This is a genomic window from Pigmentiphaga sp. CHJ604, from assembly GCF_036972535.1.
In the GTDB taxonomy this organism is placed as follows: Bacteria; Pseudomonadota; Gammaproteobacteria; order Burkholderiales; family Burkholderiaceae_B; genus Pigmentiphaga; species Pigmentiphaga daeguensis.
Genome location: NZ_CP136998.1, coordinates 4,213,480 through 4,228,650 on the forward strand (window position 1 = coordinate 4,213,480; position 15,171 = coordinate 4,228,650).

14 protein-coding genes are annotated in these 15,171 nt (G+C 69.0%); 8 read left to right on the forward strand and 6 right to left on the reverse strand.

Annotated elements, in window-relative coordinates:
• Positions 1–118: 118 nt before the first annotated feature.
• The 3 genes from mutL (at position 119) to hisC (ending at position 4,199) form a co-directional block, all read left to right on the forward strand.
• The gene (gene mutL, locus R4823_RS20295) at positions 119–2,032 is read left to right on the forward strand and encodes a DNA mismatch repair endonuclease MutL (RefSeq protein ID WP_132979402.1); all 1,914 of its coding nucleotides are present in this window, start codon (positions 119–121) and stop codon (positions 2,030–2,032) included.
• A 13-nt stretch (positions 2,033–2,045) separates the two neighbouring features.
• Entirely contained in the window at positions 2,046–3,020 is a 975-nt protein-coding gene (gene miaA, locus R4823_RS20300; protein WP_338615929.1) for a tRNA (adenosine(37)-N6)-dimethylallyltransferase MiaA, read from the forward strand.
• A 114-nt stretch (positions 3,021–3,134) separates the two neighbouring features.
• Positions 3,135–4,199, forward strand: coding sequence for a histidinol-phosphate transaminase (hisC, locus tag R4823_RS20305; protein ID WP_338615930.1), 1,065 nt, complete (start codon positions 3,135–3,137; stop codon positions 4,197–4,199).
• Positions 4,200–4,291: 92 nt separating this feature from the next.
• Here the strand turns inward: hisC and purM are convergent, their stop codons facing one another.
• On the reverse strand, positions 4,292–5,341 hold the full coding sequence (purM, locus tag R4823_RS20310) for a phosphoribosylformylglycinamidine cyclo-ligase (protein WP_087836877.1): 1,050 nt from the start codon (positions 5,339–5,341) through the stop codon (positions 4,292–4,294).
• Between the two features lie 247 nt (positions 5,342–5,588).
• On the opposite strand from purM, the gene hda reads away from it, so the two are divergent.
• The 5 genes from hda to R4823_RS20335 all read left to right on the forward strand — a co-directional run bounded on the left by hda (position 5,589) and on the right by R4823_RS20335 (position 9,640).
• Entirely contained in the window at positions 5,589–6,311 is a 723-nt protein-coding gene (gene hda, locus R4823_RS20315) for a DnaA regulatory inactivator Hda (RefSeq protein WP_087836878.1), read from the forward strand.
• A complete protein-coding gene (locus tag R4823_RS20320; RefSeq protein WP_338615932.1) occupies positions 6,308–7,000 on the forward strand; it encodes an HAD family hydrolase in 693 nt (230 codons plus the stop codon). Before hda ends, R4823_RS20320 begins: the two co-directional genes overlap by 4 nt.
• Positions 6,997–8,400, forward strand: coding sequence for a polynucleotide adenylyltransferase PcnB (pcnB, locus tag R4823_RS20325; protein ID WP_087836880.1), 1,404 nt, complete (start codon positions 6,997–6,999; stop codon positions 8,398–8,400). Before R4823_RS20320 ends, pcnB begins: the two co-directional genes overlap by 4 nt.
• Positions 8,397–8,885 (forward strand): 2-amino-4-hydroxy-6-hydroxymethyldihydropteridine diphosphokinase, encoded by a 489-nt coding sequence (folK, locus tag R4823_RS20330; protein ID WP_338615934.1) that lies wholly within the window; start codon positions 8,397–8,399, stop codon positions 8,883–8,885. Before pcnB ends, folK begins: the two co-directional genes overlap by 4 nt.
• Positions 8,886–9,022: 137 nt before the next feature.
• The gene (locus R4823_RS20335) at positions 9,023–9,640 is read left to right on the forward strand and encodes an LON peptidase substrate-binding domain-containing protein (protein WP_338615935.1); all 618 of its coding nucleotides are present in this window, start codon (positions 9,023–9,025) and stop codon (positions 9,638–9,640) included.
• 146 nt (positions 9,641–9,786) lie between these two features.
• Here R4823_RS20335 and R4823_RS20340 read toward each other — a convergent pair whose 3' ends face one another.
• The 5 genes from R4823_RS20340 to R4823_RS20360 form a co-directional block, all read right to left on the reverse strand.
• The gene (locus R4823_RS20340; protein ID WP_338615936.1) at positions 9,787–10,296 is read right to left on the reverse strand and encodes a DNA-deoxyinosine glycosylase; all 510 of its coding nucleotides are present in this window, start codon (positions 10,294–10,296) and stop codon (positions 9,787–9,789) included.
• Entirely contained in the window at positions 10,293–11,108 is an 816-nt protein-coding gene (locus R4823_RS20345) for a spermidine synthase (RefSeq protein WP_087836884.1), read from the reverse strand. The genes R4823_RS20340 and R4823_RS20345 overlap by 4 nt, the downstream gene beginning before the upstream one ends.
• The gene (htpG, locus tag R4823_RS20350) at positions 11,105–13,009 is read right to left on the reverse strand and encodes a molecular chaperone HtpG (protein ID WP_338615937.1); all 1,905 of its coding nucleotides are present in this window, start codon (positions 13,007–13,009) and stop codon (positions 11,105–11,107) included. Before htpG ends, R4823_RS20345 begins: the two co-directional genes overlap by 4 nt.
• 251 nt (positions 13,010–13,260) lie before the next feature.
• A complete protein-coding gene (locus R4823_RS20355) occupies positions 13,261–13,827 on the reverse strand; it encodes an HNH endonuclease (protein ID WP_243724467.1) in 567 nt (188 codons plus the stop codon).
• 252 nt (positions 13,828–14,079) lie between these two features.
• The gene (locus tag R4823_RS20360; protein ID WP_132979405.1) at positions 14,080–15,168 is read right to left on the reverse strand and encodes an MBL fold metallo-hydrolase; all 1,089 of its coding nucleotides are present in this window, start codon (positions 15,166–15,168) and stop codon (positions 14,080–14,082) included.
• Positions 15,169–15,171 lie beyond the last annotated feature (3 nt).

Sequence of the window (15,171 nt, forward strand, 5' to 3'; positions counted from 1 at the left end):
ACCGGCGGTGAGGGACGAGAGAAAAGGCGAGCGGGCACTATAGCCGACGCACGCGTTTCCGCGCATGTCAAAGCATGACAGGATCCCTGCGCCCGGGAGGGGCCACTATAATCCGCCCATGTCCGAACGTCGCCCCATCGCCCAGCTTCCCGACCTCCTGATCAGCCAGATCGCGGCGGGTGAAGTCATCGAGCGCCCTGCCTCGGTCCTGAAGGAATTGATGGAGAACGCCATCGACGCCGGCGCGCGCGCGATCGACGTGCGACTCGAGGGTGGCGGCATCCGGCGGATCGCCGTCAGCGACGACGGCGGCGGCATTCCTCCCGACGAACTGCCGCTGGCCGTGGCCCGCCATGCCACCAGCAAGATCCGGTCGCTGAACGAGCTCGAATCGGTGGCCTCGATGGGATTCCGCGGCGAGGCGCTGGCCTCGATCGCCTCCGTTGCCCGGCTCACCCTGATTTCACGCACGGCCAGCGCGGACCATGCCTGGCAATGGGAAGACGGGCAGGTTTCCCCGGCCTCCGGCCCTCCGGGCACGACGGTGGACGTGCGCCAGTTGTTCGACCTGGTGCCGGCCAGGCGCAAGTTCCTGAAATCGGAAGCGACGGAATTCGGCCATTGCGTGGAGGCGTTCCAGCGCATCGCGCTCGCGCACTGCCATATCGCCTTCCGCCTGTTCCACCACGACCGTGCCTACCAGCAGCACCTGCCCGCCGACCCGGTGCGCCGCATCCATGACGTGCTGGGCGCGGAGTTCGGCCAGGGCGGCCTGCCGGTGCAGGCCGACGCCGGCGCGATCCGCCTGCGCGGCGTCGTCTCGCGCCCCACCGCCTCGCGCGCCCGCGCCGACCGCCAGTACCTGTACGTCAACGGCCGCTTCGTGCGCGACCGCACGGTCAGCCACGCCATGCGCGCCTCCTATGCGGACGTGCTGCACGGCGACCGCCAGCCGGCCTACGTGCTGTTCCTGGACCTGGACCCCGCTGCGGTGGACGTCAACGTCCATCCGGCCAAGCACGAGGTGCGCTTCCGCGAAAGCGGCGCGGTGCACCGCTTCGTGACGCAGATCATTGGCCAGACCCTGGCTCACGCCGCCGGCGCCGCGCCCGGCATGGACACGGCCGCCGAGGCGCCGCCGTCCGAGGCGGTCCTGGCCGGCGGCATGCCCGCCCCGGCCGTTCCCCATGCCATCGGCCCGGGCGCCGCGCCGGTACCCTCCTCGTCCGAGCCGGCCTTCGCGCGCCCCGTGGCGCCCGCGCTGGCCTCGTCCTCGCAATTGCCGTTCCGGCTGCAAGATGCCGCGCCCGCCTATCGCCCCGAGCTGGGCGCGCGCATCCTGGCCCTGCACGAGCCCCTGGCCCCCTCGCCCGCCGCCCCGCCCGGCGCCGCCGGCGTGGCCCAGGCCCTGGCCGGCGGCCGCCCCCGCCCTCTGCCGGACGGCACCGAGCTGCCGCTGGGCATGGCGATCGCCCAGTTGCACGGGATCTACGTGCTGGCGCAGAACGCGCACGGACTGGTCGTGATCGACATGCACGCGGCCCATGAACGCATCGTGTACGAACAGCTCAAGAATGCGCTGGATGCGCGCGAGATGCCGCGGCAGAACCTGCTGGTGCCGGTGGTGTTCCGGGCCTCGGAAAGCGACGTCGCGCTGGTCGAGGAGCAGCAGGAAGCCCTGTCCGACCTCGGCTTCGAGCTGCGGCCGGCCGGACCGGCGTCGATCGCCGTGCGCGCCGTTCCCGCGCCGCTCGCCCAGGCCGACATCGAGACCCTGGCGCGGGAGGTACTGCGCGACTTCGCCGAGGTGGGCGCGTCGCGCCTGCTGACCGAGCAACGCAACGAACTGCTGGCGACCATGGCCTGCCATGGCGCGGTCCGCGCCAATCGCCGGCTCAACCACGACGAGATGAATGGCCTGCTGCGGCAGATGGAAGCGACCGAACGCGCCGACCAGTGCAACCACGGCAGGCCGACCTGGGTACAGCTGAGCGTGGGCGACCTCGACCGCCTGTTCCTGCGCGGGCGCTGAGTCCGCACCGAAGATGGCCGACCGCAGCTCCCCTCCCGTCCTGTGCCTGATGGGCCCCACCGCCGCCGGCAAGAGCGCGGCCACGCTGGCGCTGGCCGACCGTTGGCCGCTCGAGATCGTCAACGTCGATTCCGCCACCATCTATCGTGGCATGGACATCGGCACGGCCAAGCCCAGCCAGGAGGAACGCCTGCGCGTGCCGCAACACCTGCTGGACATCCGCGATCCCGCCGAAAGCTTTTCGGCCGGCCAGTTCCGCGCCGAGACGCTGCGCCTGATCGCCGACATCCGCGGCCGCGGCCGCATCCCGCTGCTGGCCGGCGGCACCATGATGTATTTCAAGGCGCTGCGCGAAGGTCTGGACAACCTGCCGCAGGCGGACGCCGTCCTGCGCGCGCAATTGAACGCCCGCGCGGCCGACATCGGCTGGCCCGCCATGCATGCCGAACTGGCGCGCGTCGATCCGGCCACCGCCGCGCGGCTCTCGCCCAACGACAGCCAGCGCATCCAGCGGGCACTGGAAGTCCACGCGCTGACCGGACAGCCGCTGTCGGCCCTGCTGACGGGCCAGGTCGCGCCGGACGCCACCGAGCAGCGCTACGTCAATCTCAGCCTGGAACCATCGGAACGGGCCGGCCTGCATGCCAGGATCGAACAGCGCTTCGACGCCATGCTCGAAGCCGGCCTGGTGGACGAGGTACGCCGCCTGCGGGCGCGCGGCGACCTGGGCCCCGAGCTGCCGTCCATACGATGCGTGGGCTATCGCCAGGTATGGAGCTACCTGGCCGGGGACATCCACGGCGCCGAGATGCGGGGCCAGGCCATCGCCGCCACCCGGCAACTGGCCAAGCGCCAGATCACCTGGCTGCGCGCGCTGCCGGACCGGCTGGCGGTGGACTGCCTGGCGCCGGACAGCACCGCGCGCGTGATCGACGCGGCGGCCGCGACGCTGGACGCCGCCGTCGCGGCGACCGCCAACCCACGCTGACGGCGCACCCGCGCCACGCCGCGCCAGCCGCGGCGTGCGCCGGGACGCCGGCCCTGCTATGCTGGATGCGTGCGCGGCCCGTTGCCGCGCTTTGCGCTTTCGACGACACGATTCATGAACAGGTACTGGAGCCGCGTCACTCAGCAACTGACGCCCTATGTCCCCGGCGAACAACCGCAGATAGACGGACTCGTCAAACTCAACACGAACGAGAACCCGTACCCGCCCTCGCCGCGCGCCCTGGAAGCCATACGCCAGGCCACCAACGAGGCGCTGCGGCGCTATCCCGACCCCGACGCCAACGTGTTCAAGGCGGCGGTGGCGCGTTTCCACGGCGTGCCGGTCGATCATGTCTTCGTCGGCAACAGTTCGGACGAGGTACTGGCCCATGTGTTCGTCGGCCTGCTCAAGCACGACCTGCCGCTGCTGTTCCCGGACGTGACCTACAGCTTCTATCCGGTTTACTGCGGCCTGTACGGCATCGATTACCGCACCGTGCCGCTGGCCGACGACCTGTCGCTGCGCGTGCAGGACTACGGCCAGCCGAACGGCGGGATCATCTTCCCCAATCCGAATGCCCCCACCGGCCGCCTGCTGCCCCTGGAGGACATCGAGGCGCTGCTGAAGGCGCATCCTGATTCGGTGGTCGTGGTGGACGAAGCCTACGTCGATTTCGGCGGCACCTCGGCGGTGCCGCTGGTGGCGGCCCACCCCAACCTGCTGGTGGTGCAGACGCTGTCCAAGGCCCGCTCGCTGGCGGGCCTGCGGGTCGGCTACGCCATCGGCCAGCCGCATCTGGTCGAGGGGCTGGAACGGGTCAAGAGCAGCTTCAACTCCTATCCGCTCGACCGCCTGGCCATAGCCGGCGCGACCGCGGCCATGGAAGACACCGCCTACTTCGACCGTACCCGCCAGGCCGTCATCGCCTCGCGCGTGCGCCTGACCGCCAAGCTGGAAGAACTGGGCTTCGAAGTGCTGCCGTCGGCCGCCAACTTCGTCTTCGCGCGCCACCCCGGCCACGATGGCGCGGCCCTGCAGCAGGCGCTGCGCGAACGCAAGGTGCTGGTGCGGCACTTCAAGCAGCCGCGCATCGACCAGTACCTGCGCATCACGGTCGGCACCGACGCCGAATGCGATGCGCTGCTCAATGCACTGAAGGATCTCCCCCCTACGCGCTGAAGGGAAGCTCACCCCCTACGCCCTTCGGGCGCCCCCTCAAGGGGGCGATGCGGGTGGACCGGCAAAGCCGGATCCACCGCATCCTGGGTCTATCAGATCACTTCGGTTTGGGCGGCGCCGGGTTGTTGGTCGATGATTTCGCCCAGGCGGTAGACGGTTTCGCCCTGTTCGCGCAGCGTCGCTGCCACGGCGTCGGCCTGGTCGGCGGAGACCACCACCACCATGCCGATGCCGCAGTTGAAGACGCGGTGCATTTCGGTGTCGGCCACCTGGCCTTCGCGTTGCAGCCAGGTGAACAGCTCGGGCATCGTCCAGGCGTCGCGGTGCAGGCGCGCGGCCAGGCCGGGACGCAGGATGCGCGGCACGTTGTCCAGCAGGCCGCCGCCGGTGATGTGGGCCAGGCCCTTGATCTCGTGCTTGGCGATGGCTGCCAGTACCTGCTTGACGTAGATGCGCGTGGGCGCCATGACGACGTCGCGCAGCGGCTGGCCGTGGAAGTCCTGGTCCGGCGTGGCGCCGGCGCGTTCGATGATCTTGCGCACCAGCGAGTAGCCGTTTGAGTGCGCGCCGCTGGAGGCCAGGCCCAGCACGGCGTCGCCGGGCTGGATGCGGCTGCCGTCGATGGCCTGCGACTTCTCGACCGCGCCGACGGCGAAGCCCGCCAGGTCGTATTCGCCGTCGGGATACATGCCGGGCATCTCGGCGGTTTCGCCGCCGATCAGTGCGCAGCCGGCCAGTTCGCAACCCTTGGCGATGCCGCCGACGACCGTGGCGGCGGTGTCCACCGACAGGCGGCCGCAGGCGAAGTAGTCCAGGAAGAACAGCGGCTCGGCACCCTGCACCAGGATGTCGTTCACGCTCATGGCCACCAGGTCGATGCCCACTGTGTCGTGCTTGTTCCACGAGAACGCCAGGCGCAGCTTGGTGCCCACGCCGTCGGTGCCCGACACCAGCACGGGCTCCCGGTACTTCTTGGGCACCTCGAACAGGGCGCCGAATCCGCCAATGCCGGCCAGCACCCCTTCGCGCATGGTGCGCTTGGCGAGGGGCTTGATGCGCTCGACCAGGGCATCGCCCGCGTCGATGTCGACGCCCGCGTCGCGGTAGGTTAAAGAGGAAGCGCTGGGTTGTTGTGCGGACATGGGATGGACCGAAAAGTGGATGGACGCGGGCTTTCGCGGCAAAAAAACCAGCCGGGACCGCCTGAAAGCTATAATTTTACGATGATTGGTATTCCCATGCAGCGGACAGGGATTTACATCGGGACAACTCCCGGTGGCACCCGCCGCGCCCCGCATTCATTTTCTGCCTGCGCAGCCTTGCCCGGCCCGACCTGTCGCCACCCAACGCCATGATCGTCCGACGCTGCGGGTCTCTTAGCCGCCCCTCATGAAGCAGTTGCTACTCGACGTTCTTGCCGCGCCGGCTCCGTCCCTGGAAAACTATGTCGCGGGCCCCAATGTCGAGGCCCTGGCGACCCTGCGCGCCCTGGAGCCGGGCCGCGCCGTCTACCTCTGGGGACCGGCGGGATGCGGCCGCACGCACCTGCTGCGCGCCCTGTCCGACCGGCCGGGCGCGGTCTACCTGGACAGCCACAGTCCCGTGTCGGCCTACCGGCGCGCCGCCCAGCCCGAGGAATCCGACGTCCGCCCCGCGCTGATCGCCATCGACGACCTGCATCTCCTGGACGAACCGCGGCTGGCCTGCGTGTTCTCGCTGTACAACCGCTGGCGCGAAACCTCGGCCACCGACATCGCCCTGTCCCTGATCGTCGCCGGCGAGCGGGCCCCGGGCCAGTTGGAGATCCGCGAGGACCTGCGCACCCGGCTGGGCTGGGACCTGGTATTCCGGCTGGAGGTGCTGTCCGATGCCGAAAAGACCGACGCCCTGATCCGCCAGGCCGCCAGCCGCGGGCTGCAGCTCGCCCCCGAGGTGGTGAACTGGATTCTTACCCATTACGAGCGGGACATGCGCCAGCTGGCCGCCCTGCTCGACGCCCTGGACCGCTATTCGCTGGCGGCCAAGCGCCCGATCACGCTGCCGCTGTTGCGCGCCATGCTGGCCGAACAGCCCCAACCGTCCACCATTCAGTCGTATTCTTCGTTGTCATGACCCCCACCCAAGCGCCGCCTTCCCGCCTCGCCCTGTTCGACCTGGACCACACCCTGCTGCCGCTCGACAGCGACTACCGGTGGGCCGACTTCCTCGCCCGCGCCGGGCACGTCGGCGACCCCGCCGCCGCCTGCGCCCGGAACGAGGAACTGATGCGCCGCTACGACGAAGGCAAGCTGACCGCGATGGAGTCGGCCGAATTCATGCTGGGCCTCCTGGCCCGCAACACGCCCTACGACCTGGCCCGCTGGCACGAGGATTTCATGGCCGAGGTGATCCGTCCGGCCATCTCCGCCCAGGCCATCGCCCTGGTGCGCGAACACCTGGAAGCGGGCGACCTGTGCGCCATCGCGACCTCGACCAACACCTTCGTCACCGCGCCCATCGCGCGCGCCTTCGGCATCCCCGTGCTGCTGGCGACCGAACCGGAATACGTCGCCGGCCGCTACACCGGCCGCATCCAGGGCATTCCCTGCTTCCGCGAGGGCAAGGTCGTGCGCGTCAACCAGTGGCTGGCCAGCCACGGCTGGCAGTTGTCGGATTTCCGCCAGTCTTTCTTCTATAGCGACTCGATGAACGACGTCCCGCTGCTCGAAGCGGTGACCGACCCGGTCGCCGCCAACCCATCCGCCGCGCTGCGCGAACTGGCGCGCGAACGGGGCTGGCGCATCACGGACCTGTTCGCATGATCAAGAAGCTCATCAGTAAGCTATTCACCCCCCGCGCCGCGCGCCCCATCCTGAGCGTCAAGCGGCATGCGCCCCTGCGCGTGCCCCAGGCCAAGCACGGCATCGACCGCCGGCTGGTCTCGCGCCATGCGATCAAGGTCTGCGATGTGCTGCACGAGCACGGCTTCGAGGCCTACATCGTCGGCGGCGCGGTGCGCGACCTGATCGTGGGCGCCCAGCCCAAGGACTTCGACGTGGCCACCAACGCCACGCCGGAACAGATACAGCCGCTGTTCCGCCGCGCCCGCATCATCGGCCGCCGCTTCCGCCTGGTGCACGTGGTGTTCGGCCAGGAGATCATCGAGACCTCCACCTTCCGCGCCTCGGGCTCGGACGAACAGACCACCGACGAACACGGCCGCATCCTGCGCGACAACGTCTTCGGCACGCTGGAGGAAGACGCCGCGCGGCGGGACTTCACGCTGAACGCGCTGTACTACGACCCGGCCACCGAGATCGTCATCGATTACCACGACGGCGTGGCCGACCTGAAGAAAAAGACCGTCAGCATCATCGGCGACGCCTCCAAGCGCTACCGCGAGGACCCGGTCCGCATGCTGCGCGGCATGCGCTTCGCCGCCAAGCTGGGCTTCACCATCGCGCCGGCCACGCTCGCGCCCATCCGCGAGATGGCCCACCTGATCGAGAACGTGCCCGCCTCGCGGCTGTTCGACGAGATGCTGAAGATGCTGACCTGCGGCCACGCGCTGGACTGCCTGCGCCGGCTGCGCGCCGAAGGCCTGCACAAGGGCCTGCTGCCGCTGCTGGACGTGGTGCTGGAACAGCCCGGGGGCGAACGCTTCGTGAAGCTGGCCCTGGAACGCACCGACGTGCGCGTGCGCAGCGGCAAGTCGGTCAGCCCCAGCTTCCTGTTCGCCGCGCTGCTGTGGCAGCAGGTCAACCAGCGCTGGCAGCAGTACCGCGCGGATGGCGAGCTGCCCATGCCCGCCCTGGGCATGGCCGTGGATTCCGTGCTGGACGACCAGACCGAGAAGCTGGCCATCCAGCGCCGCTTCGTCTCAGACATGCGCGAGATCTGGTTCATGCAGCCGCGCTTCGAACGGCGCCAGAGCAAGGGCGCCTGGCGCATGCTCGAACAGCCGCGCTTTCGCGCCGCCTGCGATTTCCTGCAACTGCGCGCCGCCGCCGGCGAGGTGGACAGCGCCCTGGCGCAGTGGTGGATGGACCTGGCCGACGCCAGCGATTCGGCGCGCGCCGAGATGCTGGAAGAACTGGCCCGCCAGCCGCGCGCGGCCGGGGAAGCCGCGGCCCCCCGCAAGCGCCGCCGGCGCAGCGGCCGCTCGCGCCAGGGAGGCCCCGCCGAGGGCGGTCCGGAAGGCGGCACCCCGGTAGCGGGATGAACGCGCCCGCCTGGCAGACGGCCTGGGTGGGATTGGGCGCCAACCTGGGCGACCCGGCCGCCACCCTGCGCGCGGCGCTGGCCGCGCTGGCTGCCCATCCCGAGGTACGGCAGGACGCGCTTTCGCGCTTCTACCGCACCGGGCCGATCGACTCCAGCGGCCCCGACTACGTCAACGCCGTCGTGCGCCTGCGCACCACGCTGCCCCCTTTGGCGCTGCTGGACCTGCTGCAGGACATCGAACGGCGCCACGGCCGCGAACGTCCCTATCACAACGCCCCCCGCACCCTGGACCTGGACCTGCTGGCATACGACGGCCAGCGCCTGGATACTCCCCGGCTGACCCTGCCCCACCCCCGCATGCACCAGCGCGCCTTCGTGCTGCGCCCCCTGTCGGACATCGATCCGGACATGGCGCTGCCCCAGGGGCGGGTGGAGGAACTGCTGCGGGCCTGCGCGGACCAGGCGGTCCTGCCGCTGGACTAAGGCCTGCTCACGCCAAAAGAAGGCTCGCACAGGCCGGGAATGGACCCTAGGCGGTCTTGCCCCGCGTATTGCCTTGTTACGCGGCGGCGAGTGCCTCGCGCTATCCTGGAGGCTCGGGCAACCAACCGCCTACCGCCATGAACACGACCCCGCTCTTCCCCCTCGGCCGGGCGCTGTATCCCGAGGGCGTCCTGCACTTGCGCATCTTCGAGATCCGCTACCTGGACATGATCAAGCAGTGCATCGCCGATCAGTCCTCGTTCGGCGTCGTGCCGCTCCTGGCCGGCCACGAGGTCCGCACGCCGGAAGGCAGGGAAGTCCTGGCCGACTTCGGCACCATGGCGAGGATAGAACAGTGGAACGCACCCATGCCGGGCCTGCTGCAACTGCGCTGCGTGGGGACGACGCGCTTTCGCCTGGTGGCGAGCGAACAGCGCAAGTACGGTCTCTGGGTCGGGCAGGTCGAGCCGCTGGCCGACGACCCCGTGGTCCCCATCCCGGCTGCCCTGCAGCCCGCGGCCAATACGCTGGGCCGCCTGATAGCCGAACTCCAGCAGCAGCGCGCGGCCGGCCCCGGCCTTCCCATCGAGCCGCCCTTCCGGCTGGACGAATGCGGATGGGTCGCGAACCGCTGGGCGGAAATGCTGCCGCTGCTGCCGCCGCAACAGCGCCACCTGCTGGCCGACGATGACCCGGAAAGCCGCCTGGACCAGATCCAGGACATCCTGAAGCGGCGCAAGCTCCTGGCCGAATGAGATGAGATTCCCGGGCGGGAGCCCGGCGATGTGCGGCGTGGGCCTGATCGGCGTCGCCTACCGGCGCGACACCATGCTGTCTACCGCCAGCAAGGCCCTGATCCAGGAGATCCGCCACCTGACGGACAACCTGCTGCAGCAGGAAATCACGACCGACATGCGAACAGGGGCCGCCATTGCTCCAGCTTCTGCTCGAAGCTATACATCGCGGCCGCCGGCGACGAAGAAGCCAGCCGGAACACGCGGTAGCCGTAGTCGGCCAGATGATGGCCCAGCTTCCAGGACAGGCCGCCGTTGAAGCCGATGCGTTCGAGCAGCGGCGCATGTTCCTTCAGGTAGGCCGCAAGCGGATTGACCTCGGCCTCGGTCACGGCGGCATCCAGGCTGCCCTGGCGCCGGCAACTGGCGACGACGTCCCAGATGCCCACGCGGTGCCGGATGGCAACGCGCAGTCGTTCCTCGTAGGGCATCAGGTGCAGTGCCTCGACCTCCAGGCAGGCGCCCAGCAGGCGCCAGAACTGGTTGCGCGGATGGGCGTAGTACTGGCCCACGTTCAGCGACGCCACGCCCGGGAAACTGCCCAGCAGCAGCACCGTGGCGTCGGACGCCAGCACCGGCGGAAAGCCGCTGAGCTGGGGCTGCGCCGCGGCGCTCACAACCGCCCCAGCTCCGGCGCCAGCGAACGCGCCCATTTGCGCGCCGGCAGGCCGTAGCGGTTCTCGACCTCCTCGGCGCGCGCCAGCAGCGCCTGCGCGTCGATCCGCAAGGCCGGGCCGGCCAGGGCGATCGCCACCCGGTTGCCTTCCTCGATTTCGGGCAGGACCGCCACGCGCCCCTCGAACGCCTCGTCCAGATTGCGGCGGTTATGTTCGTAGCTGTCGTGCGCGCCGAACAGGTTGACGGTCACGACACCCGCCTGGCTGGCGTTGGCGCTGACCACCCGCCGGCAGCCGCGATAGAACTCGACGGAATCGCGCACCGGGCCGCGCGCGGCATGGTCGTACAAATCCACCATCAAGGCGCGGCAACTGCCGCGATTGGCTATGTCCTCCACCCACGCGCCCGCGTCATCATGGGTGACCATGAATCGCTCGTTGTCGGCGGGCAGGCGGAAATAGGCGCGGCAGGCGGCGGTCACGCTGGGGTTCCATTCCACGACGCGCACCAGGCTGTCGGTGTGCTTCAGGCAGAAGCGCGTCAGGGATCCCGCGCCCAGCCCCAGCGTACCGATGGCCTGCTCGCCGCCGGCCTGCGGCGGATCGAGGAACAGCAGCCACGCCATCATCTGGCGCGTGTACTCCAGCTCCAGCGAAAAAGGGCTGCGTATCCGCATCGCGCCCTGGATCCAGGGGCTACCGAAATGCAGGTAGCGAACGCCCTGCTCTTCCGAGAACGTCGGCTCGTCGAGCTCGCTGGGGCCGGCGGCGCGCCGCCGGTCCGGCCCGGGCCGTTGCGCCTTGCGGCTCAAGAGGACTGGCTCAGCAACAGGCTGTTCATGCTGCGCACGAACGCGGCCGGATCCTCCAGCGGCGCGCCCTCGGCCAATAGGGCCTGGTCCAGCAGCAAGCGGGCCCACTGGCCGAAGTCGGCATCGCCGGCCTGCCGCACGCGCGCAATCAGCGGATGGCCCGGGTTGATCTCCAGGATGGGGCGCGACTCGGGCGCGGCCTGTCCGGCCGCCTTGAGCAGGCGCTGCAAGTGCTGGCTCATGTCCTGCTGGTCCACCACCACGCAGGCGGGGGAATCGACCAGGCGGAAGGTCACGCGCACGTCCTTGACCGCCTCGCCCAGCGCCTCCTTCAGCCGCTCGACCACCGGCTTGAGCTCTTCCGAGACTTCTTCCTGCTGCCTCTTCTCTTCCTCGTCTGCCAGCGCGCCCAGGTCCAGGCCGCCCTTGGCGATGGAGGCCAGCGGCTTGCCGTCGAACTCGTTGACGAAGGACAGCATCCATTCATCGACGCGGTCCGTGAGCAATAGGACCTCGATGCCCTTCTTGCGGAAAATTTCCAGGTGCGGGCTGCTGCTGGCCGCGGCGAAGGTCTCGGCCGTGACGTAGTAGATCTTGTCCTGGCCTTCCTTCATGCGGGCCACGTAGTCGGCCAGCGACACCGTCTGCGCGGGGGTGCCGTCCTGGGTGGAAGCAAAGCGCAGCAGCTTCAGGATGCGCTCCAGGTTGGTCGCGTCCTCGCCCACGCCTTCCTTGAGCACCTGGCCGAACTCGGTCCAGAAGGTCGCGTAATCGTCCTTGCGGTTCTCGGCCAGGTCCTCGAGCAGGCTCAGCACGCGCTTGGCGCTGCCTTCGCGGATGGCGCGCACGTCACGGCTTTCCTGCAGGATCTCGCGCGAGACGTTCAGCGGCAGGTCGGCCGAATCGATGACCCCGCGCACGAAGCGCAGGTAGGCCGGCAACAGCTGTTCCGCGTCGTCCATGATGAAGACACGCTTCACATACAGCTTGACCCCGTGCTTCCTGTTGCGGTCCCACATGTCGAACGGCGCGCGCCGCGGCACGTACAACAGCTGCGTATACTCGCTGCGGCCCTCGACCCGGTTGTGGCTCCACGCCAGCGGCGCCTCGAAGTCATGCGCCACGTGCTTGTAGAACTCGGTGTACTGCTCGTCGGTGACCTCGGACTTGCTGCGCGTCCACAGCGCGCTGGCCTGGTTGACGGTCTCTTCCTCGTCGCGGGTGACCTGCTCGGATTTCTCGGCGTCCCATTCCTCTTTCTTCATCAGGATGGGCACGGAGATGTGGTCCGAATAGCGGCGCAGGATCTCGCGCAGCTTCCACGACGACAGGAAGTCGTCCTCGCCCTCGCGCAGCGTCAGGATGATGTCCGTGCCCCGCCCGGCCTTCTCGGCCGCCGAGATCGTGAACTCGCCGTCGCCGGCCGACTCCCAGCGTATCGCCTGGTCCGCCGGCTGGCCCGCGCGGCGGCTGACGACGGTGACTTTCTGCGCGACGATGAACGACGAATAAAAGCCCACGCCGAACTGGCCGATCAGTTGCGCATCCTTCTGCTTGTCGCCGGTCAGCTGCTGGAAGAACTCCCGCGTGCCCGAGCGGGCGATGGTGCCCAGGTTGGCAATGGCCTCGTCCCGCGTCATGCCTATGCCGTTGTCGGAAATCGTGATGGTCCGCGCGGCCTTGTCGAAGCCCACGCGGATGGCCATCTCGCCCTCGCCTTCCAGCAGTTCCGGCCGGTCGATGGCCTCGAAACGCAGCTTGTCGCAGGCGTCGGACGCATTGGAGACCAGTTCGCGCAGGAAGATTTCCTTGTTGCTGTACAGCGAGTGGATCATCAGGTGCAGCAACTGCTTGACTTCGGTCTGGAAGCCCAGGGTTTCGGAGGTGTTGGTCTGACTCATGGCAATAACAAGGCCCATCCCGGCGCGCACGGTTCAGGCGAGCCAGGCATGGCGGTTGACGAAAGGAAGTTGTCCGGTTGGAGCAAAAAGCTCACGCGGCGTAGATAGGGCCGCGCGCACCTTTTTCAAGCATAACAGCCCCCACCCGCATCGCCCCCCGGGTCCCGGCGCCGGGCCGCCCCAAGGCGGGTCCCGGCCCCCTTTGGGGGGCTGCCGCGTAGCGGCTGGGGGCCCACCATTCTGGGCGCGCGTCAGCGCGTAGGGGAGGGTCCTAATCTGCTGGTGATAGGTACGCCCGCCAGCAGGAACTCCATCTGGTCGGCCAGGATGCGGCGATTGCGCAGGATCATGCCTTCCCAGCGGTTGGGCCGGTACGGCAGGTAGAGCAGCGGCATGCCGGCCTGCTCGGGGGTGCGGTTGCCCTTGCGCTGGTTGCACGAGCGGCAGGCCGTGACCACGTTTTCCCAGGTATTGGCGCCGCCGCGCGACTCGGGGCGGACGTGCTCGATGGTCAGTTCGGACTCGGGGAAACAGCCGCCGCAATAGGCGCAGACGTGCATGTCGCGCGAGAACAGGCGTTCACGGCTGATGCTGATGGAGGCGGAACGGTCGCCGCGGAACTCGCGGCCGCGCACGGCGATGATGCTGGCGGTGCTGACGGTGGACACCTGCCCGGTCAGCCGGTTCGTGCCCCCGCGGTAGGTGACGGTGGTGTCCCCCAGTTCCCATGCCACCCTTCCCGCCACGTGCAGGCAGATGGCTTTTTCGATATCCACCCAGTGCACCGGCGTGCCGGCGACATCGAGCGCGAGAACCAGATGAGCCACAGTTTTCTCCTGAATGGATTGCCTATCGCTATCTTTCACTGGTTTTTTATACAGCGCCTCAATGACCAAATCAAGACAAATGCCGATTCCGCACAACATTCCCCTGCCCACCAAGACAAACAACCCAGGCCCAGGATGCGGTGGATCCGGCTCCGCCGGTCCACCCGCATCGCCTCCTTAAGGGGGTGCCCGAAGGGCGTAGGGGGTGGGCTTCCCTTGCGCGCGTAAGCGCGTAGGGGGGGGTCAATCAGTCGGAGCGCGGATCAGCCAGCGGCCATCGCGCCAGACCCGGCTCTCGCCGTGGTGCATCACGAAGAACTCGTCGGGGGCGACGCCCGCGTAGCGGCGTGCCCGCGCCAGGTCCCGGGGAGGCTGGTCCAGCGCCTCGTCGGTCAGCTCGAACGTGCCCCAGTGGATGGCGACGGAAGCCCTGGCACCCAGGTCGCGATGCGCCTGCACGGCCTCGGTGGGATTCATGTGATGGCCGCGCATGAACCAGCGCGGCGCATAGGCGCCTATCGGCAGCGCCGCCAGGTCGAAAGGCCCCATGCGTTCGCCTATGGCGGCGATGTCCTTGGAATAGCCGAAGTCGCCGCCGAACAGGAAGTTGAACGCGGGCTCGCGCGTCCGGACCGCCCAGGCGCCCCACAACGAAACGTTCCGGTCGAAGGGCGTGCGGGCGCTCCAGTGCTGCACGGGCAGCAGCGTCAGGATGGCATCGCCCACCACCGTCTGGCCCCACCAGTCCAGCGGCCGCAAGTCGGTGGCCTCGGGCACGTTCTGGCGGAACCAGACGTCCACGCCCAGGGGCACCATGAAGACGGGCGGACCGCCGGGCTGCGCCGCCAGCGCCTTGACCGAGGCGAAATCCAGGTGGTCGTAGTGGTTGTGCGAGATCACCACGGCATCGATGTGCGGCAGGTCGGCCAGCGCGACGCCGGGTGGCTGGTGGCGCTTGGGCCCCATGAACCCGAAGGGCGAGGCGCGTTCGGAGAACACCGGATCGGTCAACAGGTTGAAGCGGCCCAGCTGCACCAGCAGCGTGGAATGCCCGACCCAGCTGACCCGCACGTCCGGCGAGGCCTCCTTCAGCCAGGCGGTGTCCGCCACGACCGGCGACAGGGACTCCGTCGGAGGCGGCGGCAGGCCCTGCGCCCACCGGTCGAACTGCCAGCGCCAGAAGTCCAGCGTGCCCGGCTGGGCATACGAATACAGGTTGCGGAATCCATGCGGCGTATGGTGCGGCTGGGCGGCATCGTAGTACGGGTTGACGGGGGAGCACCCCGCCACCGCGCAGGTCGCCAGGACCGCCGCCAGCCCCCGCCGCATCATGGC